The sequence below is a fragment of the Sorangium sp. So ce119 genome (assembly GCF_051524405.1).
Taxonomy (GTDB): domain Bacteria; phylum Myxococcota_A; class Polyangia; order Polyangiales; family Polyangiaceae; genus Sorangium; species Sorangium cellulosum_G.
Genome location: NZ_CP150310.1, coordinates 11676585 through 11695902, shown reverse-complemented (window position 1 = coordinate 11695902; position 19318 = coordinate 11676585). Strand labels below are relative to the sequence as shown.

The 19318-nt window shown below is 73.9% G+C and carries 11 protein-coding genes; 2 read left to right on the top strand and 9 right to left on the bottom strand.

What is annotated here, in order from left to right; genetic code table 11:
• Positions 1-39: 39 nt before the first annotated feature.
• The 6 genes from WME76_RS44180 to gspC all read right to left on the bottom strand — a co-directional run bounded on the left by WME76_RS44180 (position 40) and on the right by gspC (position 12953).
• On the bottom strand, positions 40-1890 hold the full coding sequence (locus WME76_RS44180) for a vWA domain-containing protein (RefSeq protein ID WP_437958152.1): 1851 nt from the start codon (positions 1888-1890) through the stop codon (positions 40-42).
• A 241-nt stretch (positions 1891-2131) separates the two neighbouring features.
• The gene (locus WME76_RS44175) at positions 2132-3790 is read right to left on the bottom strand and encodes a serine/threonine-protein kinase (protein WP_437958151.1); all 1659 of its coding nucleotides are present in this window, start codon (positions 3788-3790) and stop codon (positions 2132-2134) included.
• Positions 3791-3938: 148 nt separating this feature from the next.
• A complete protein-coding gene (locus tag WME76_RS44170) occupies positions 3939-8003 on the bottom strand; it encodes a kelch repeat-containing protein (RefSeq protein ID WP_437958150.1) in 4065 nt (1354 codons plus the stop codon).
• Entirely contained in the window at positions 8003-10279 is a 2277-nt protein-coding gene (locus tag WME76_RS44165; protein ID WP_437958149.1) for a kelch repeat-containing protein, read from the bottom strand. The genes WME76_RS44170 and WME76_RS44165 overlap by 1 nt, the downstream gene beginning before the upstream one ends.
• An 84-nt stretch (positions 10280-10363) precedes the next feature.
• Positions 10364-11797 carry an SPFH domain-containing protein gene (locus WME76_RS44160; protein ID WP_437958148.1) on the bottom strand — a complete coding sequence of 478 codons (1434 nt, stop codon included), beginning with the start codon at positions 11795-11797 and terminating at the stop codon, positions 10364-10366.
• A 190-nt stretch (positions 11798-11987) separates the two neighbouring features.
• Positions 11988-12953: a type II secretion system protein GspC gene (gene gspC, locus WME76_RS44155; RefSeq protein ID WP_437958147.1), complete on the bottom strand. Its 966-nt coding sequence runs from the start codon at positions 12951-12953 to the stop codon at positions 11988-11990.
• Between the two features lie 812 nt (positions 12954-13765).
• On the opposite strand from gspC, the gene WME76_RS44150 reads away from it, so the two are divergent.
• Together WME76_RS44150 and WME76_RS44145 are read left to right on the top strand one after the other, a co-directional pair.
• Positions 13766-14506, top strand: a complete 741-nt coding sequence (locus tag WME76_RS44150; protein ID WP_437958146.1) for an endo alpha-1,4 polygalactosaminidase — start codon at positions 13766-13768, stop codon at positions 14504-14506.
• 235 nt (positions 14507-14741) lie between these two features.
• Positions 14742-15263, top strand: a complete 522-nt coding sequence (locus tag WME76_RS44145) for a hypothetical protein (RefSeq protein ID WP_437958145.1) — start codon at positions 14742-14744, stop codon at positions 15261-15263.
• Between the two features lie 96 nt (positions 15264-15359).
• On the opposite strand, the gene WME76_RS44140 is transcribed toward WME76_RS44145, so the two are convergent.
• From WME76_RS44140 to WME76_RS44130, 3 genes are all read right to left on the bottom strand, one after another.
• Positions 15360-16598, bottom strand: a complete 1239-nt coding sequence (locus WME76_RS44140; RefSeq protein ID WP_437958144.1) for a molybdopterin molybdotransferase MoeA — start codon at positions 16596-16598, stop codon at positions 15360-15362.
• 39 nt (positions 16599-16637) lie between these two features.
• The gene (locus WME76_RS44135) at positions 16638-17222 is read right to left on the bottom strand and encodes a Uma2 family endonuclease (RefSeq protein ID WP_437958143.1); all 585 of its coding nucleotides are present in this window, start codon (positions 17220-17222) and stop codon (positions 16638-16640) included.
• A 64-nt stretch (positions 17223-17286) separates the two neighbouring features.
• The gene (locus tag WME76_RS44130) at positions 17287-19224 is read right to left on the bottom strand and encodes a DUF2330 domain-containing protein (RefSeq protein WP_437958142.1); all 1938 of its coding nucleotides are present in this window, start codon (positions 19222-19224) and stop codon (positions 17287-17289) included.
• Positions 19225-19318: the final 94 nt, after the last annotated feature.

The window sequence follows — 19318 nt, the reverse complement described above, 5'->3', positions numbered from 1 at the left end:
GTCGCCGCGCCCGCGGCGTCGTCGCCATGCGCACGGCCCTCAGTGGAGGTGCGCCCGCGAGGCGGTCTCGAGCAGCATCGCGAGCACGAGCGGATCGCCCAGGCCGTCCGGGGCGCCCGTGTGGCTGCGGAGGCGCGCGAGGCGGTCCGCGTCCTTCAGGAAGAGCGGCTCCTTCAGCGCGTCGGCGGCGGCGCGCAGGATGCCCTCCCGCTCCGCGAGCAGCGCGGCGGCCCGACCGCGGTCGCCGAGCGCGATGTGCCGGGAGGCCTCCGACAGCGTCTCGCCCGCGGCGAAGCCCTGGATCGTGCGGGCCACCGACGGGTCGACGCTCGCCGCGCTGTCGGCGTCGCCGGCCGCGTACACGACCTTGAGCGGCGCCTCGTCGACGACGTTCTTCCTGGCGACGCGGTCCTTGTACTTGAGCTCGACCGACGCGATCGTCCGCGCGTCCACGCCGGCCGGCAGGCCGAGCTTGAGCAGCAGCGCGTGGCTGTCGTCGCGCGAGAACGCCGGGATGAAGAACCGCATCCCGCCCTCGGCGTCGTCCTTCCGGTCCTGCTCGATGCGATCGCGCTTCTGCGCCTGCGCGTCCGCCGCGACCTCGATCTTCCGCACGCGCGCCGCCTCCGCGTCGCTCAGCCGGCGAGAGCCGTAGACCTGGAGCAGCTTCACGTCCGGCTTCAGCCGCACCCGGAGCTCGACCGCCGTCGCGACCGGGTCGAGCCGCTTGTCGAGCTCCGTCGCGAGCGCCGGGGCGATCTGGTCGGGGTCGCGCAGGTAGTAGTAGCCGCCGGCCCCGTCGCTCGCGATGCCGCTCATCAGCGCGCCGTCGTAGTCGGCGCCGAGCCCGAAGGTGCTCGTCTGGATGCCGCCCTGGAAGGCGTCGAGCGCGAGCCGCGAGAGCCGCTCCGAGCTCGTGATCCCGGCGTTCGCGCGCCCGTCGGAGAGCAGCAGCACGACCTTCACGGCGCCCTCGGGGATGCCCGGCTGGGCGGCCTGCGCGTAGCCGAGCTGGAGGCCGCGGCCGATGTTGGTGCCGCCATTCGCCTCGATGGCGTCGATCGCCGTCTTGATCATCGCGCGCCGCGGGCCGACGGGCCCGTCGGAGATCCAGACCTGGGCGTCGCTCGAGAACGTGACCAGCGAGAAGTCGTCCTTCGCGTCGAGCCGGTCGACGAGCGCCCGCGCCGCGTCGCGCGCCCGCGCCATCGGCTCGCCCTGCATGGATCCGCTCACGTCGAGCACGAGGTGCACCGACAGGTGCGGCCGCGCCGCGGGCGCCTGCGCCGTGGAGCGCAGCGCGACGCGCACGTGCACCGGGCCGCCGCCGGGCGGGACCTTCGCGCGCTCGAGGTCCGTGCGCAGGGCGAGCGTCGCGCCCTTCGGGACGTCGATCGCGGGCGCGTAGCGGGCGCCGACGTCGCTCACGAGCTCGCGCTCGGCCGGCGGGACGATGCCGCGCGCGACGGCCGACTCGAACGCCGCGAGGTGGCCGCCGCCGGGGCGGTAGGTGGTCGCGAAGCGGCCGTTCGGGTCGATGGCCGCGGCCTCGGGGGCCGCGGCGCGGCCCGCCCCCTCGCTCGCCCCCCGGGCGACGGAGGGCGCGGCGGGCGCCAGCTGGCCGCTGGCGCCCACGGCCCCCTTCCGGGCCCCCATGGCGCCCCCGAGAGCGCCGGGCGGCAGCGCGGGCTCCGCCTTGGCGTTCTCCAGGGCCGGGGCCCCGCGCATCGGCTCGGCAGCCCTGGCCTGCGATGCCGCGGGCGCCCCCGCGGGCGCCGATGATTCCGAGGCCTCCTTGACGCCGCACGCGAGCCCTCCCGCCGAGAGCCCCAGCACGAGCGCGCCCCCGAGGAACGCTCGCTTTGCCCACATCATCCCGAGTTCGCTCATGCCTTCTCCCTCCCCGCCGTCCGCGCGGGTGCTCGATAGGACGGGCCAGCGCCGGATCCGTTCTGTCGCCGCGCGCCCGGGACGACGCGCCGTCGCCGCGACGCCCTCGAGGATATCCGCACAGACAGCGACGGTAGAGCGTTGTTCGGCAGGAGATCGCGACAGCCTCGCGGCGCGAGCCCGGAGGCGCCGCCGGGCCCGCGCCGCGCCCGTCTCCGGGGCGAGGGCGCAGGGCCGCGCGCTAATCCATGAACTTCGGGGGCATGAGCGGATCGTGCGCGCCCGCGGCCGCGCTCGCCTCGGGCGGGGCCGCGCTCGCCGCGGGCGGGGCCGCGCCCGCCGGCGCCGCGGGCGGGCGCTTCCTCGCCGGAGCGGGCCGCCAGGGCGCCGGCAGCTCCAGCTTCGGGGGGAGCGAGCCCGCCTCGGTGATGGAGACCTTCTCCTCAATCGCGCGGCTGCCCTTGACGACGCGCACCTCGCGCACGCTCCCGAGCGTGCCCGTGAGCTCGACCTTGCCGTTCTTCATGCGCGCAGGCGCCCCGTCGACCTCCACCGCGGCGTCCGCGGGGACGATCGCCAGCTCGACCCGGTGCTCGACGGGCACCTCGGGCGCCGGCGGGGGGGCCGCGCTCGGGACGGGGGGCGTCCTCGGGAGCTCCCGGGAAACGATGTGCATGCCGGTCACCGCAGCGGTCGGCGGCGCGCTCGGCTGGAGCATCGCGAGCGAGCCGAGGCCCGCGGCCACCAGCGCGGCGACCGCCACCTGCAACCGGCGCGAGGGGGGGCGCGGCGCCGGCGCCTCCTGGCTCGCCCGCGGCGCCTCGGCCGTCTCGAGCGCGGGCGCCGTCGCGCCGTCGGTCGACTGGTCCCGCCAGCGCTCGGCGGCGCTCCCCGGCGCGACGAGCACGGGGCCGCTCCGCCGGGGCGCGCGCGGGGCCGCCGGGAGCTCGAGCCGCGGCGCGACGGTCTGGCGCTCCGACGGCGAGAGCGGGACGAGCATGCCCTCGTCGAGCGAGAGCGGGTCGTGGCCCGGATCGTCACGAAGCAGCGGCAGGATCGCGTCGAGCATCACCGACGCGCCCGGGTAGCGGGCGACGGGCTGGTACTGGAGCGCGCCGTCGACGACCGCGGCGACCTCGGGCGCGACCCACGGCGCGAACTCCTGGACGGGCGTGGGCAGCTCCGCGACCAGCGTGGCGATGAGATCGCCGAAGGCCTCGACGTCCTGGGTCGGCGTGCGCCCCGCGAGCGCGTGGTAGAGCACGATCCCGAGCGCCCAGATGTCGGTCCGGTGATCGATGTCCTTGATGCCCCGCGCCTGCTCCGGGGACATGTAGCGCGGCGTCCCGAGCATGCTCCCGGACCGGGTGAGCCCCGTCGTGTCCCGGCGCGGCTCGTGGGCCGGCTTGATCTTGGCGATGCCGAAGTCGAGCACCTTCACGATGAGCCCAGGCCCCTGCTCGCGCCGCGCGAGGAACAGGTTGCCGGGCTTGATGTCCCGGTGCACGACGCCGGCCTCGTGCGCCTTCTGCAGGCCGACGCAGGCCTGGGCCACGATCCGGAGCGCGAGCCGCGGCGGCAGCGGGCCGAGGCGCTCGAGGAGCTGCGCGAGATCCTCGCCCTGGAGGAGCTCCATCACGAGGAACGGCGAGCGCGTCTCCTCGTCGACGCCCGCGTCGAGCACGCGGACGATGTGCTCGGTCTGGATGGCGCTCGCGGCCCTCGCCTCGCGCTCGAACCGCCCCACCGCAGACCGGCTGTGGAGGATGTCCGCGTTCATGATCTTCACGGCGACGCGGCGCTGCAGCTCCGTGTCGTCGGCCTCATGGACGACCCCCATCCCTCCTCGGCCGAGGAGCCGGCCCAGGATGTACCTGCCGCTCAAGGTCTTGCCGTCCACAAGCAAGGTTTACCCCAGTGGTGCTGTAGGCGGGGCTTCAATCCTGATGCTAGCTCGACCCGAAACCAGCGACATCCGTGCTCCGCAGCTGGATTCTTGCGCTCGCGCGCGACGGGTCCTGCCGGCGGCATCGCCCGTCGCGCGCGCCTCAGAACGCGTAGCGCGCCCCGATCCCGGGCGCGATCGCGACCATCACCTCGCCGACGAGCGACTCCTGCTCGAAGCGGGCGAAGAACCCGCTCTCGGCGTCGACCCTGCCGTAGACACCTTCCGGGGGGTTCGCCCACACCGGCTCCTTCAGCCGGACCAGGACCACCGCCGCGAGGCCGGCCGTCAGCTCGAGGTGGTCGCCGAGCCGCAGGCCCGCGCGCACCTCCGACGTCAGCGCGAGGAAGCTGGCGGAGTCCCGCGCGACCGTCCGGTCGAGGTCGAACTCGAGGCCGCTGCTCGAGGTGAAGGTGCCCCTGCGCTCGTCGCTCACCGCGCCGAGCAGGGCGCCGGCGCCGAGCCGCATCGAGAGCCGGTGGCGATCGCCGAGCGACAGGCCGGCCCAGCCGCCCGCCAGGACGCCGCTGAGCGCCAGCGCGTCGTCGGCGGTGCCGGAGGCCTCCGGCGGGCGGTCCTGGATCTCCACGGACATGCGCCGCTCGGTCACGGCCTGGCGCACCTGGAGGTAGCCGGTCGTGAGGCCGAAGCCGAGGCCGGACCAGAGCTCGTAGCCCGCGTGGACCACGCCGACGCCGCCCGCGCCGATGCCCTGCGAGCACGCCCCGCTGCACCGGACCGCGGCGCTGCCGCCGAGGCTCGACACGAACGCCGGGGACGCGACGAGCTCGACGAGGAACCGCCCCGGCGGGGTCCCGAGCTGGACGCGCTCGAGCGCGATCGGGACGACGACGCGCGTGTCGCGGGCGAGGCGCACGTCGCGCCGGCCGGTGACGAACCCGCCGGCCGCTACCTCGACGCGATGCCAGCCGGGGCTCAGGCGCCCCTCCCAGATCCCGCTGCCGAGCGCCACGCCGTCGATGGTGATGCTCGCGCACACCGGCGTGGGCTCGATCCGGAGCGTCGAGGTCAGCTCTGCGGCGTGAAGGTCGACGGTCGTCATCTGCTTCCGCTGGATGACCACGGAGGCCGGCATGGTGCCGAGGGCCCCCGGGCCGTGCAGCTCGACGGTGTGCTGGCCGGGCGGGAGCGGCCCTTCCCAGGGCGTCCTGCCGACGGTGTAGCCGTCGACGAGCACGTCGAGCGCCATGCCCTTCTGCTCGGTGACGCGCAGGCGCCCCGACTCGACGAGCTTCTGAAGGCGGGACAGGATGCGGACGACCTGCCCTCCGGCGACGTCGACCCGGGCCTCGAACGGCTCGAAGCCCTCCTTGTAGACGCGGACCACGTGGCTGCCCGCGCCGACGCGCAGCAGGGCGGGCAGCGGGTAGTCGCCGCGGCGCTGGCCGTCGATCATGACCGAGGCGCCGATCTCGGCGCCCACGACGTCGAGGGTGCCGACGAGCCCGCGCAGCCGCACGACGGTCTCCTGCGCGGCGTTCCTGGTGTCCGGCGGCAGCTTCTGCGAGAAGTCGTGGAGCAGCGTCTCGAAGAGGGCGAGCGCCTCGTCGTAGCGGCGGAGCCGCTGGAAGCAGAGCGCCGCGCTCGAGGTGGCGCTCCACGTCGGATAGGCCTGCCGCGAGGCGAGGAACTCGGCGAGCGCCGCCTCCCAGGCGCCCAGGTGGTACAGATCGAGGCCGCGCTCGAAGCGGGCGCGCGCCTCCACGACGGGGTCCGCGGGCGGCGGGGGATCGACGGCCGGCAGGGCGGCGTCGAGCGGCGGCGTGGTGGGGGATGCCACGGGCGGCGTGGGCGATGATGCTGCGGGCGGCGTGGGCGATGCCGAGGGCGGCGGCGCGGCAGCGGGAGCCGCGGGAGGCGGCGCGGCAGGGGGAGCCGCCGGCTGGGCGAGCGCGGTCGGCGCCACGGCGAGCGCGGCGAGCGCGGCGAGCGCCGTGGCCGCCGAGCGGCGCCGCCTGCGGGCGACGGCGAGCGCGAGGAGCGCCGCGCCGGCAGCGAGCGCCGCCGAGGACGCGGGGCGCGCCGGCGCGGCGCTGCACCCGCCGGCGCCCGCCGGCTCGGGCGGCCGGACGCAGTGGCCTCGCAGGTTGCAGACGAAGCCCTCCGCGCAGTCGTCGAGCGAGGCGCAGCTCTGCCTGCAGGCGCCGCGCTGCGGATCGCACCGATAGGCGATGCAGGCCACCTCGACCTGCGCTGGACAGGCGGAGGACGCCAGCGTGCACCGCGCCGGCTCGGCGCTGTGATCGTCGTCGACGCACCTGGACGGCGCGCAGATCGAGCCGGCCTTCGCCGGGCTGCCTGCCTCGCGGCAATACCCTTCGGCCCCCTGGGCGCTGCAGGTGCCGCAGGGACAGGGCGCGTCGCAGCAGAACCCGTCGACGCAGAAGTCGGTGGAGAAGCAAGCAGAAGCAGCGGTGCACGCCTCGCCCCGGGCCAGGGCGAACCGCTCGGCCTCCGCGAGCGCGGCGTCAGCGTTCCCTCCCCCTGCCACCAGCACCTCGCCGCTCGACAGGAGCGTGGCGGTGTGGCCCATGCGCGCGTGGCGCATGGGGTTCGTGAGGGCCCAGGTGTTGACCGCCGGGTCGTACCGCTCGGCGCTGCTCTGGAACGTGCTCTCGCCGCCGTATCCGCCCGCCACGAGGACCAGGCCGTCGGGTAGCAGCGTCGCTGTGTGGCCCTGCCGCTCGCGGTTCATCGGGCGCGTGGGCGTCCAGCCGCCGGTCTCCGGATCGTACAGCTCCGCGCTCGCGAGCGGGGTGAGAGCGCTATCGTGGCCGCCCGCCACCAGCACCTCGCCGTTCGGCAGCAACGTCATCGTGGGATCGTCGCGCGCGTCAAGCATCGGGGTCGTGACCTCCCAACTGTCGGTGTCGGGGTCGTACAGCTCCGCGCTGGCGTGCACGCTGGCAACGCTGTGGCCGCCTGCCACGAGGACCTTGCCGCTCGAGAGCAGCGTCGCCGCGTGCCTGTCGCGCCGGAAGTTCATCGGCGCCATGACGTCCCAGCGATCGGCCTCGGGGTCGTACAGCTCGGCGTGCTTGGGAGCGATGTCCCCCGCGTCGCCGCCCGCCACGAGGACCTTGCCGCTCGAGAGCACCGTCGCCGTGTGCTCGACGCGGGCTTCGTGCATCGGCGTCGCGTCGGTCCATGTGCCGGTCTCCGGGTGATACAGCTCCGCGGTCTCGAAAATCGGGCCTACATCCTGGACGAGGGCCTGCTGGCCACCCGCCACGAGGATCTCGCCGGTCGAGAGCAGCGTCGCCGTGTGCCCGCCGCGCGCGTGCTTCATGCTCCCCGTGAAGCTCCAGGAGTCGGCCGCCGGGTCGTACAGCTCCGCGCTGTCGAGCGTGAGGGTCACCTCGGCTGCGGGGCGCACGTCCCAGCCGCCCGCCACGAGGACGAGGCCGTTCGGCAACAGCGTCTCGGTGTGATCGCGCCGCGCGACGTTCATCGCTCCGGCGGTCAGCACCCACACCGGGTCGACGAGGACCGCCTCGCCGCCGGCGTCCACCGAGAGCTCGATGCGCGATCCCCGCGCCCTCAGCGCCATGGCGACAGGCCGCCCCGAGCGCGCATGGGCCCGCGGCGCCGACACGCGCAGCACGGCCGCCCCCCTCCCCGGCTCGACGAGCTCCACCGCCTCGCCGCGCGCGCGAAGCGTCGCGCCCTCCACCTGCCACGTCGCCACCACCTCGCCGCCGCGCGCGACGCCTTCGTCGAGCAGCAGCCACTCCTCCACGCCGTGATCGGTCGCGGACCAGAACGACGTCCCCCCGCTCCGCCGGTAGGCCACGGCCTGCTCCACCGGAGTGCCCTCCCCCACGACGCCTTGCTCTCGCACCCGCACCTCGACCCCTGCCGGCGTGCGGAACCGGATCGGCTCGCTGCCCTCCCGGGGGAGCACCACGCGAGGCCGCGAGGGTCTCCCGCCCACCTCTGCCGAGCCCAGATGAAACCCCTCCGCGTCGCCGACGAACGCCTCGCGCGCCTCGAGGACGGCGGCAGAGTGATCCGGGAACCGGCGGCGCAGGGTGTCGGCTGACGCAGGCGGCTCCGGCTCGGCGCTGCAGCCGGAGAGGCACGCGGGGCCCGAGAGCAGAAGGGCGAAGCGCGGCAGGACGCGCCGGAGGAAGCCGCGCGGGGACATCAGGAGTCGCCCCGCGGTCGTGTGGCTTTCCTCCGGAAGGCCGAGGATCTCCGCTGCGCGACGGCGAGGAGCGCGAGGGCCACGGCGCCGAGGCCGCGCCTCGAGGCGCCCGCCGCCGCGACGGCTGGCCCGACGCGACAACCCGAGATCACTTCGGACGGAGGGAGCACGCAATGGCCGGAGAAGTCGCAACCATGGCCCAGCGCGCAGTCCCGCAGCGAGCCGCACCTGTCCTTGCAAGCGCCGCTGGCCTGATCGCACTGGTAGGGCGCGCAATCCACGACCTCCCTGGCCTCGCTGCTCGGGCCCGCGCAGCTCGCCCCATCGGCGGGGCAGTGGACAGGCGTCATGCTGTGCGTCTCATCGCTGCACTCCGCCGGGACGCACACGCCGCCCCTGGGCACGGCGGAGCAGGCGCCGACCCCGTCGCACGCTCCATCACAGCCCTCGCGGGCACATTCACCGCGAGCATCCCAGCCTTTCGGCTGGCGGACACAGCGGCCGAGGGACGAGGGCATGGCGCACGTGTGGCAGGGCTCGGAGCAGCGCGATTCGCAGCAGACACCGTCGACGCAGGCGACGAGCCCGCAATCGTCGTCCGACGCGCACGCGGCGCCGACGATCGTGTACCGCTCCGGATAGACCGTAGAGCCGACCAGCAGCACCTCGCCGTTCAGCAACCGTGTCGCGGAGTGCTCGTCCCTGTAGACGACATTCGTGGGCGCCGTGGGGGTCCATGTGTCCGCCTCCGGATCGTAGAGCTCCGCGTTCCTGCTGGACCCGGGCTCCGCAGCGTAGACCTGCCCTGCGACCAGGACCTTGCCGTTATACAAGGTCGTCGCGCTCAGCGCGTCGCGGTCCCCGATCATCCGGCTCGTGGGGGACCAGGTGCCAGCCGTCGGATCGTACCGCTCCGCTCCCGACCCGCCCACCGCCAGGAGCTCGCCGTTGCGCAGCTCCGCCAGCGCCAGGGGGTACCCATCACCTCCGGTCATCGAACCCGTGAGCGTCCAGGTGTCCGCGTCCGGGTCGTACAGCTCCGCGCTGGGCGTGGCCCCTCCCGCCACGAGGACCTTGCCGCTCGTCTGCACGAGCGCCGCGACGTGGCGTTCACGAGCGACGAGCATCGGTGCCGCGGACACCCAGGTGTTGGTCGCGGGGTCGTACAGCTCCGCGCTGGAGAGGCGGCCGATCGCGTTGCTTCCGCCCGCCACCAGGACCTTGCCGTTCGGCAGCAGCGTCGCCGTGTGAGCGCGCCGCGACTCGGCCATGGGGGCTCTGCCCGTCCAGGTGTTGGTCGCGGGGTCGTAGAGCTCCACGGCGTCGACGGGCGTCATGGCGCTGCTCTGGAGCCGCCCCCCGACCACGAGGACGTGGCCGTCCTTCAACCGCGTCGCTGTGTGAAAGACGCGCCCTGCGCCCATGGGCGCCACGAGGCTCCAGGTGTCGTCCGTCGGGTCGTACAGCTCCGCGCTGGCGAAGTCGAAGAAGCCGCTGAAGCCGCCCGCCACCAGGACCTTGCCGCTCGGCAACAGCAGCGTCGCGCTGTGGCCACTCCTGTTTTCAACGTTCATGCGGCCGGCAGGCTCCCATGCGGGATCCACGAGCGCCGCCTCGCCGCCCGCGTCCACCGACAGCTCGATGCGCGCGCCGCGCACCCGGAGCGCCGGGGCGACAGGCCGCCCCGAGGCCGCGTGCGCGCGGGGCGCCGTCACGCGCAGCACAGGCGCCCCGCTCTCCTCGTCGAGGAGCTCCACCGCCGCGCCCCGCGGCCGCAGCGCCGCGCCCTCCACCTCCCACGCCGCCACAACGTCGCCGCCGCGCGCGACGCCTTCGTCGAGCAGCAGCCACTCCTCCACGCCGTGATCGGTCGCCGTCCAGAACGACGTCCCGCCGGCGCGCCGGTAGCTCACCGCGCGCTCCGCGAGCAGGCCCTCGCCCGCGGCGCCGAGCTCCCGCACCCGGATCTCGCGGCCGTCCGCGAGGCGGAACCGGATCGCGCCGCCCCCGTCGTGGGGCAGCACCACCGCCGGCCGCGCGGCCTGCGCCCAGGCCCCGCCCGGCGCTGTCGCGGCCAGCCGGAAGCCGTCCACCGCCGGGGCGAACGCCTCCTGCGCCGACAGCACGGCGTCCGCGTGGCCCGGGAAGCGCAGGCGCAGCGCCGCGGCCGCGGTCTCCTCCGGCTCTGCGCCGCAGCCGCCGAGGAGCAGCGCGGCGGCGAGCGGGGGGGACAGCGCGGCGGGCGATCGTCTCGAGCGAAAGGAAGGTGCGGCCATCGGGCGTCTCGCGCGCCGAGTAGAGCAGCCTTGCTCCGGCCCGCCTAGCCTCCCGCCCGGTTCGCGCGACCTCAGCGCCAGACCTCACCGCTGGCCAGCGCCGGGCCCGCCCTCCGCGGCGCGCTCCGCCTTCTGCGCGCGCGCCGCGGGCACATCGAGCCCCGCCGCGCGGGCCAGCCCCATCACCCCCTCCACGGCCGCCGCGATGTAGCCGAACGGGTTGGCGCCGTCGACGGCGGTGACGTGCACCTCGCCCATCCGCTGCTGGAACGCGGCGGCGAGCGCGGGCATCTGCTGCGCGACCGTGAGCCGGATGATCTCGGGCGACACGGCGTTCTCGATCTCGCGCAGCGCCCGCGCGCGGTCGAGCTCGAGCTCCTGCGCGGGCCGCGCCTTGCGCGCCTCGAGCTCGGCGACGGCGAGCTCCGCCTCGGCCACGAGCCGGCGCGCGCTCGCGATCGCCGCGCGCTGCTGGAGCAGGTCGATCTCGTGGGCGCCCGCGGCCATCCTCGCCGCGTGGCGCGCGGCCGCCGCCTCGGCCTCGAGCGCGGTCTTCTCGATCTCGGCCCGCGCCGAGAGCGCCGCGCGCTGCTGCTCGTGGGCGAGCCGCGTCTCCTCGAGCCGCGCCTCGGAGGCGAGCTCCTCGAGCCGCGCCTTCTCGCTGGTCTCCTGGCGGCGGGTGCGCAGCTCGACCTCGGCGGCGAGCTTCGTCAGCTCGATCGCGCGCTGCGCCTCCGCCTCGCCCTGCCGGACGGCGCGCTCGGTGAGCAGCGACGCCTCCCGGGCCTTGCGCTCCTGCTCCTGGCGGTAGTGCGCCTGCAGGTTGCCGAACACCGCCGGCGAGAGGATGCGCACGTCCTGGATCTCGATCGTGTCGATGAGGACGCCCCACCCCTTGTCGGTGGCGTCGTCGGCGCTGCCGCGCCCGGAGACGACGGGGGCGATCTCGCGCATCAGCTCGCCGGCGAGCCCTTCCTTTCGCCGCGTCAGGCACTCCTCGACGGACAGGCTCGCGACCAGCCGGCGGACGGCGCCGGCGAACATGTCCACGAGCAGCTCCTCGAGCTTCTCCTGCGCGCGCTCCGGGAACGAGAAGTTCAGCATGCGGAACGCGATGAGCGGCTCGACGATGCGGTAGACGGCGAGCCCCGTGACCTCGACGCCGACCTTCTCGAGGGTGACCTGGTCGGCCGTGAACTGGAGCTTCTGGACGGTGGTCGGCACGACCGCGACGCTGTCGCCCGGGAGCTTGAAGCACGAGGCGCCCTGACCGGAGGTGGGCCTGAGCTGGCCGCGCCGCATGTGAATGAGGTACTCGCTCGGCTTCGCGCTGATGCGGCCCCATCTCTTGAGCTTCTCCGGATCTTCGGCCGGCTTGCCGGCGCGCCAGCCTTGATCGTACCGCCCTCGGCCGGCCGCCCCGCCCGCGCGATCGCCGGCGTGGACGATCGCCGCGGCGCCGCCGGGCGCGCCGCCTTCGCCGCTCAAGATGACCCTGCGTTGCTCGATGTGCGTCATGGCCTCTCCACCTCGCGAGGACGGACCTCGCAGGAACCGGGCCAGGCGGGAGAGGCGGTGAATGAAGGCGTTCGAGGCCGCGCCGCCGGGAGGAGATCCAGGATGGAGCGCGGCGGAGCTCCAGGATGGAGCGCGCGGAGATCCGGAATGGAGCGCCGCCGCGGGGCCGCGGAGGTGGCCGCCGCGGGCGTCAGCGGACGTTGACCCGGAGCCTCACCGGGCGGCCGTCGCGCTCGACCACGAAGGACAGGCTCTTGTCGGAGCGCATGCGCGAATAGGCCATCATGGCCTTTTGCGGGTCGGTCAGATCGATGCTGTTGACCGACTTCACGAGATCGCCGCTCTGGATGCCGAGCGACTCGAGCACCGAGCCTGGCTTGACCGCCATCTTCAGCCCGACCACCTGGTCGCCTCGCATCTCCGGGACCGCCGACGAGGTGTTCGTCACCAGCTCGGGATTATCGAAGATCTTCTCCGCGGCCGAGCGGTCGATGTCGATCTCCAGGTCGCTGACCCGCTTGATGCTCGCCGCGATCTCCGGCGGGACGCTGCTCTTGCCGGACCGGCGGGGCGGGGTCGCCCGGGGCGGCTCGGAGGCATCCGACGTCGGCTTCGAATCGGCCTTGTCCTCCTCGCTGCTCTTCTTGCCGAGCTCCATCTGGCAGCGCGCGCCCCCCGAGGTGAGCCACACCCGGTCCCAGGCGATGTCCTCCACCTTCCGTCCGGCGACCTCCCCGCCGCGCCGCCCGAGCGCTGTGCGCCCGCCTTCGGCCTTGATGGCCGCGAACGACCACTCCGGGTCCTCCGACATGGCGATCAGCACGACGCGTCCCTTGTCGCACGGGGGCGCGAGGTACGGGTCGAGGTGGGAGAGGTCCGCCTGTCCCGCCGGCGCCGGGCCCGGCGGGGGTCTGAGGGGGCCTGTGACCGAGTCGAACGGATTGCGCTCCAGGATCGGCGCCGCGCTCGGCGGGGGATCGCCGGAGGGCGGCGGCCCCGCGGGCGCCGTCGCCCGAGGGGCGGCAGGGACGCTGTCCCGCGCGATCTGGTAGGCGATGAGATGAGACAGGCCGGAGGCCTGAAAATACGCGGAGACCGCGACCATCCCTCCCAGGATATATGGGAATCCGCGCTTGACGAACGCGTCGGGGTTCATGAATACCGCTCCTCAGGGCAGGAGCGCGCCGGGCCTCGCCGCGCGAGTGTCCCTTGCCGCCGCGGAGGTCGCGGCAGTGCACGCCCTCGCCACCGGCAAGACCGCGCTTCGGGGCGAGCACCGAGCGTGCCCGCTCAGGGGCGATCGGGGCGGGAGAAGAGGGAGTCCGGCCGGGACAGGGGGGAGAGCGGCGCGCCGAGGTCATCTCGGCGGGCAGGCAGCGCGCATCGCTCAAGTGCAGCGCGAGACGCACGACCCCGAAGGAGATCCGCATCTCCAGAGGGCACCACGGCGCAACGCGGGCCGTGGGCGTCGCGCGCAATGGCAGCGCTCAGTCATGCGGGAATGTTTCACGCGCCCCCGCCCCGGCGACGGCTTTGCACTACTTCAAACAACCCTGCAGGCGCCCTCTTCTCCGGAGAAAACATCGTTCCTGGTCGCTCACGACCACGGTTTCAGACGGGAGCTCTGTCCTCGAGAGCTTGACCCACCATGGTTTGCCTGTAGCCTGCCGGGGGTTCGATCGCGCGAAGAGGAGCGTCATCATGAATCGATCGTGGCCCGCGGTGTTCAGATCGTTGATCCCCGTCCTCTCGGTGGCGCACGTCGCATGCGGCGACGCCGGCGCGGATCCGGGCGGAGCAGGGGGCACGAGCCGAGACTCGCCCGACACATCGAGCACGTCGCCGTCGACATCCGCCTCATCGACGTCCGCCTCATCGACGTCCGCCTCATCGACGTCCGCCTCATCGACGTCCGCCGGAGGGGCCCCTGGCGTCTGGATCCCGGCGCTCGATACGTCGTGGCACTGGATGATCGACCACCCGCTGGATCTGAACGATCCCAAGGACATGGGCCTGGTCGACCCCACCGGGGCGCCCATCGACACGCCGCCTCCCACGGTCTACGACATCGACTGGGAGTTCACGACGGCCGAGACGGTGGCCGCGCTGCACGCGAGGGGCGCCAAGGTCATCTGCTACGTCGACGTCGGCGCGTTCGAGGACTATCGGCCGGACGCCGGCGATTTCCCGGACTCGGTCAAAGGCAAACCGGATTATCACTGGGAGGGCTCGTTCTGGCTCGATATCCGGCAGATCGACGTCCTCGGGCCGATCATGGAGGCCCGGTTCCAGGTCTGCAAGGACAAGGGCTTCGACGCCATCGAGCCCGACGAGGTCGACGGCTATGCCAATGACTCGGGATTCCCCCTCACCTACGAAGACCAGATCGCCTACAACCGCTTCATCGCGGATCTCGCCCACGGGATGGGCATGTCCGTCGGGCTCAAGGGCGACATCGAGCAGGCGGAGGACCTGTGGCCGCACTTCGACTGGACGCTGAACGAGCAGTGCTTCGAGTATGACGAGTGTGAGATCCTCGTCGACACCTTCCTGGCGAACGGCAAGGCCGTGTTCGAGGTGGAGTACGACGATCCCTTCTCGGGTCACATGACCGATCGGTCGCTCTTCTGCGAGCAGGCGAACGCCTGGGGCTTCAACAGCATGGAGATGCCGCTCGACCTCGACGGCGGCCGGTGGCCCTGCCGTTGACCTCGCCGTCACGTCCGCTCGAAGACGCTTCGCACACAGGTCGACCCCGCGGACGCGTCCGGTTGCACGCCCGGCGCAAGGCGTGCGCCGCAGGCCTGGCCCGGGTCCGCGCCTCGCCCGGAGCTCCCCATGGCCATGTTCTTGCTCTCCCGCGGACGAGGCCAATCCGGTGGCCGCGCGATTCCGACGGGGGAGACGCCCTGTGAGCCAGATACGACCGACGCTTCTCGACATCGTGACCAAGACGATCGTGACCCATTCTGTCACGTATATCGTCATGGGGCTGCTGGCGTCGTCGCTCCTCGATTACACGCGTCTCTTTGCAGAGTCCAGCCTCAGCCTGATGATGCGGCCGACGAGCGATCGCTGGGTGATGGCGGGACCGCTGTTTCAGCCCGTCAGGGGGCTCATGTTCGGCGTCGTCTTCCACGCGCTGCGCGAGCCGTTCTTCGGGAAGAAGAGCGGCTGGCTGGCGATGTGGCTCGTCCTGGTGGTGGTAGGCATCATCGGCACGTTCGGGCCAGCGCCGGGGTCCGTGGAGGGGATGGTCTACACGGTGTTGCCGCTGTCGGTTCACCTCCGCGGTCTTCCAGAGGTTCTCCTGCAGTCCCTGTTCCTGTCATTGATCCTGGTTCACTGGGTGAACAACCCGCAGCAAAGGTGGATCCGTTGGGTGATGTGGATCGCCTTCGCGATCCTCATGTCCTTGCCCATCCTCGGCCTGCTGGTAGGGCAGCCTCCAGGCGGAGATCCTTGACGATGCCGTCCGCACCTCGGAGACACGGCTCACGGTGAAGCCCTCGGCATCACGACCCTCGTCTCCCGGACGCGCCGTTGCCGCGCCTCCGTCGCCTCACGCGTCGTAGAGCAGGACCTCGACCACGGCGCCCTCTCCCACCGCCTCTTCGTCGCCCGGCACGATGACCACGCCGTCCGCTCGCGTCGTCGACGACAGGATCGACGCGCCGGTCGTCGCGATCGGAAACACCCGATCACCGTCGACGCGCACCCTCACGTAATCGACGCGCCCCGCCTGGGAGGCGATCTTGCTCGCCACCACGCACCGCCTCCGCCGGTGGGGCCACGCGCGCGGCAGGCCGCCGAGGGCGCGGATCGAGGGGCCGGCGAAGAACTCGTAGGCGCAGAGGCACGACACCGGGTTCCCCGGCAGCAGGAACACCGGGCGTGCGCCGTCCAGGAAGCCGAACCCCGCGGGGCCGGCCGGGCGCATCGCCACGCCGTGGATCGCCAGCTCGCCGAGCTCCGCCAGCACCAGCGGCGCGTGGTCCTCCGGGCCGACCGACGAGCCGCCGGAGACCAGCACCACGTCCGCGCCGGACGCGCCGGACGATGACAGCGCGCCGCGCACCGCCTCGCGCCGGTCCGGGACGTACTCGACCGCGACGTCGCCGGCGCCGTCGCGCCGCGCGAGCGCCGACAGCACCAGGCTGTTCGAGTCGACGATGCACGCCCCACCCGGCAGGCTCCCGGGCGGAAGGAGCTCGTCGCCGGTGATCAGGATCCGCACCGACGGCCGGCGCACCACGCGCACCTCGGCGACGCCGGTCGAGGCGAGCACGCCGACGTCCTGCGGCCGCAGCCGGCGCCCGGCCGACACGACCGCCTCGCCCGCCATGACGTCCTCGCCGATCGCCGCGACGTGCTTGCCAGGCGGCACCGGCTGGCGCACCCGCACCACCTCCGCCCCGCCGCTGCCCGCGGCCTCCTCGGCGTGCTCGACCATGACCACCGCGTCGGCCCCCTCGGGCACCGGCGCGCCGGTCGTGATCCGCACGGCCTCGCCCGGGCGGATCGCGCCCGCGTGAGGGCGCCCGGGGAACGACGCCCCCACGAGCGCGAGATCGACCGGCGCGGAGGGCGCCGCGCCGGCGATCGCCTCGCTGGCCAGCGCGTAGCCGTCCATGGCCGCGCGGGCGAAGTGCGGCACGCTCACCCGGGCGAGCACGAACTCGGCCGCGACCCGCCCGGCCGACGCCGCGATCGGGACCGGCTCGTCGCCGATCCGCTGGATGCGCTGCTCCAGGACCTCGAGCGCCCGCTCGACGGTCGCGCGCTCGCGAAAACCTCGCATTCTGACGTCGCGCAAGGGGAGCTCGGTGCGGCGGGCCGCTCAGCCCGCGGCGGAGGTCTCGAGCGCGCCGCGGTAGATCTCGTCGACGGCCAGCACGCCGTCGATCGACGCGAGCCGCGCGCGCTCGCCCGGCCCGGCCTCGTACAGCGTCCACGAGTCGTCCTCGTTGCGCCGGAAGACCTCGATCCTCCGGTGCGCCTGCGAGACGAGGACGTACTCCTTCAGCGAGGGGATGCGGCGGTAATGGGCGAATTTCTCCCCGCGATCGTACCCCTCCGTGGAGTCCGACAGCACCTCGACCAGCACCACCGGGTTGATCACGGCGTCCTTGTCCTCGGGGCCGTGCATCAGCCGGCCGCACACGACGGCGACGTCGGGGTAGGTGGCGAGGCCCGTCTCGAGCACGCGCACGCGGAGGTCGGACGAGAACACCTCGCAGGGGCGCTGGCCGAGCTGCACACCGAGCGCCACCGTCACCCGGGCCGCGAGCCGCGCGTGCTCCGGCGTGCCGCCCGCCATGTCGAAGATCTCGCCGTGGAGAAACTCGTGCTTGGTCGGGCTCGCCCGCTCCTGCTCGAGGTACTCGGCGTAGGTGAAGGAGAGCTTGCGGGCGGGGGCGTTCACGTCGTGACCTCTCCCGGAGTATGGCACGGGAACAGCCCCTCCGGGGCCGGCTCGCCCTCGATCGCTACCGCCGCTCGCCCCGCCGCGGCCGGCTCGCGCGCCGGAGCGGCGCGATCAGCGCGAAGGCGCCGAGCGCCATGACCGACAGCTTCGGCCCCCGCTTCTTCCGGGCGCTCGCGCGCCGCTCGCCCGCCACCGAGCAGTCCTCCGACTCGGCGGAGTCGTCGGAGCCCCCGCTGCAGCCGTCGTCCTCCGCGTAGTACTCGTCCCCGGAGTCCGGCTCGCTCGTATCCCCGCTGCAGCCGTCGTCCTCCGCGTAATACTCGTCCTCGGACTCCGGCTCGCTCGTATCCCCGCTGCAGCCGTCGTCCTCCGCGTAATACTCGTCCTCGGGCGCCGGCTCGCTCGTGTCCCCGCTGCAGCCGTCGTCCTCCGCGTAGTACTCGTCCTCGGGCGCCGGCTCGCTCGTGTCCCCGCTGCAGCCGTCGTCCTCGTACTCGTCTTCGTAATAGACGTCCTCGCCCTGCTCGTCGGTGTCGTCGACGACGACCGTGTCGGCGGTGCCAGAGCAGCCGCAGCCCACGTCGGCGACCGGCTCGTCGTCGTAATAATACGGGTCGTCGTCCACGCCCGACGGCCCGCCGGTCGCGCTCGATCCGCCGGCGCTCGGCCCGCCGCCCAGGCCCCCGGGCCCGCTCCCCGACGAGCCGCCGGGGCCAGCGCCCGCGCCGCCGCCGCCGGCGTCGCCGGAGCACTCGTCCAGGCGGATGCGGCCGGCCCGCACGACCGGCGAGACCGACGCGCCGTCCCCGAAGATCAGCGGCCAGTCGGCGCCGGACTGGCCGGGCGCGAGCCGCATCGAGACGCGGGTGAGCCACACCGACGACGGCGCGAGACCGGAGAGCCCGACCGCGAGATCGTCGGCGATCGGACCGCAGCGCAGGAGCTCCGGATCCGTCTCGTCCCTCCGCGGCGACTCCGCGCAGTCGGCCGCGCCGTCGACCACGCCGTGCTCGGCGCGCGGGCAGCTCGCGGCGACCGCGAGGCTCGACGCCAGCGCGGCCGCGGCCACCGCGGCGCACGACCTCGGCCCGTCGGGGAGGTCGCCGTACGCGTCCGCGCGCGCGAAGTACGCCGCGACAACGCTGTCGACGCTGTCGCTGCCGATCGCGATGCTGCGGCTCAGCGCGTCGTGGCCCGCGCGCTCGACGAGCGCCCCGTCGCGCGCCTGCCCGAGGACCTCGGCGCGGATCTCCGCGTAATCGCTGCGCTGCGCGCTCGCGTCCCAGGTCAGCGAGGCCGGCGGGAGCGTCACCGGCGCCGCGCCGGACAGCGCGCCCCGGCCGTCGCCGAGGAGCCACGCGGTCACGAGCACGTCGCCCTCGTCCGCCCTGGTCAGCGACAGCGGCAGGAGCGGCGCGCCGCCGCCCATCGCGACGCGCAGCGTCCTCGTGACCGCCGGCCCGCCGGGCGCGTCGAACCGGGCCGCCGCGAACCGCACCCCCTGCAACGCGCCGAGCTGCGCGGCCGTCTCGGGGGAGAGCGCGAGCCCGGCCGACGCCGCCCACTGCGCGACAGCGTCCACGTCGGCGAGCACCGTCACCTCGACCGGCTTCAGCGTCGCCTCATGGGCGAGCCGCCCGGTCATGTCGAACGGCGCCGGCGCGCCCTCCTCCCCGGGGCAGTACGGGACGACGCCCTCGGGCGGGAGCACGCGCGGCGCGGTCGCCGCCTCGAGCGCCTCGAGCCACGCGTCCGAGCTCACGTCGAGCGCCGCGAGCGGCGGCACCGGCACGACGAGCGCCACGGGCCCGCTCGCGCCCTGGAACCGCAGGCTCGTCCAGATCGTCGTGCGCTCCGGCCCCGCCGCGACGGCGACGCGCTGCTCGACCGACGTCTGTCCAGCGCCGGGCAGCAACGCCCCCGCCGCGAGGGCGTCACCGGCGCCGGAGAACGAGAGGAGGACCGCAGGAAGCGCAAGCGCAAGCGACCGTCTGTGCATGCGAGGTCGATTGGCAAGCAGCATGCCCTCCATCGTACGCGGGTTTCGAGGCCGACCTCCACGCTGTCGAGGCCGGCTGAGAACCGCGGTTCAC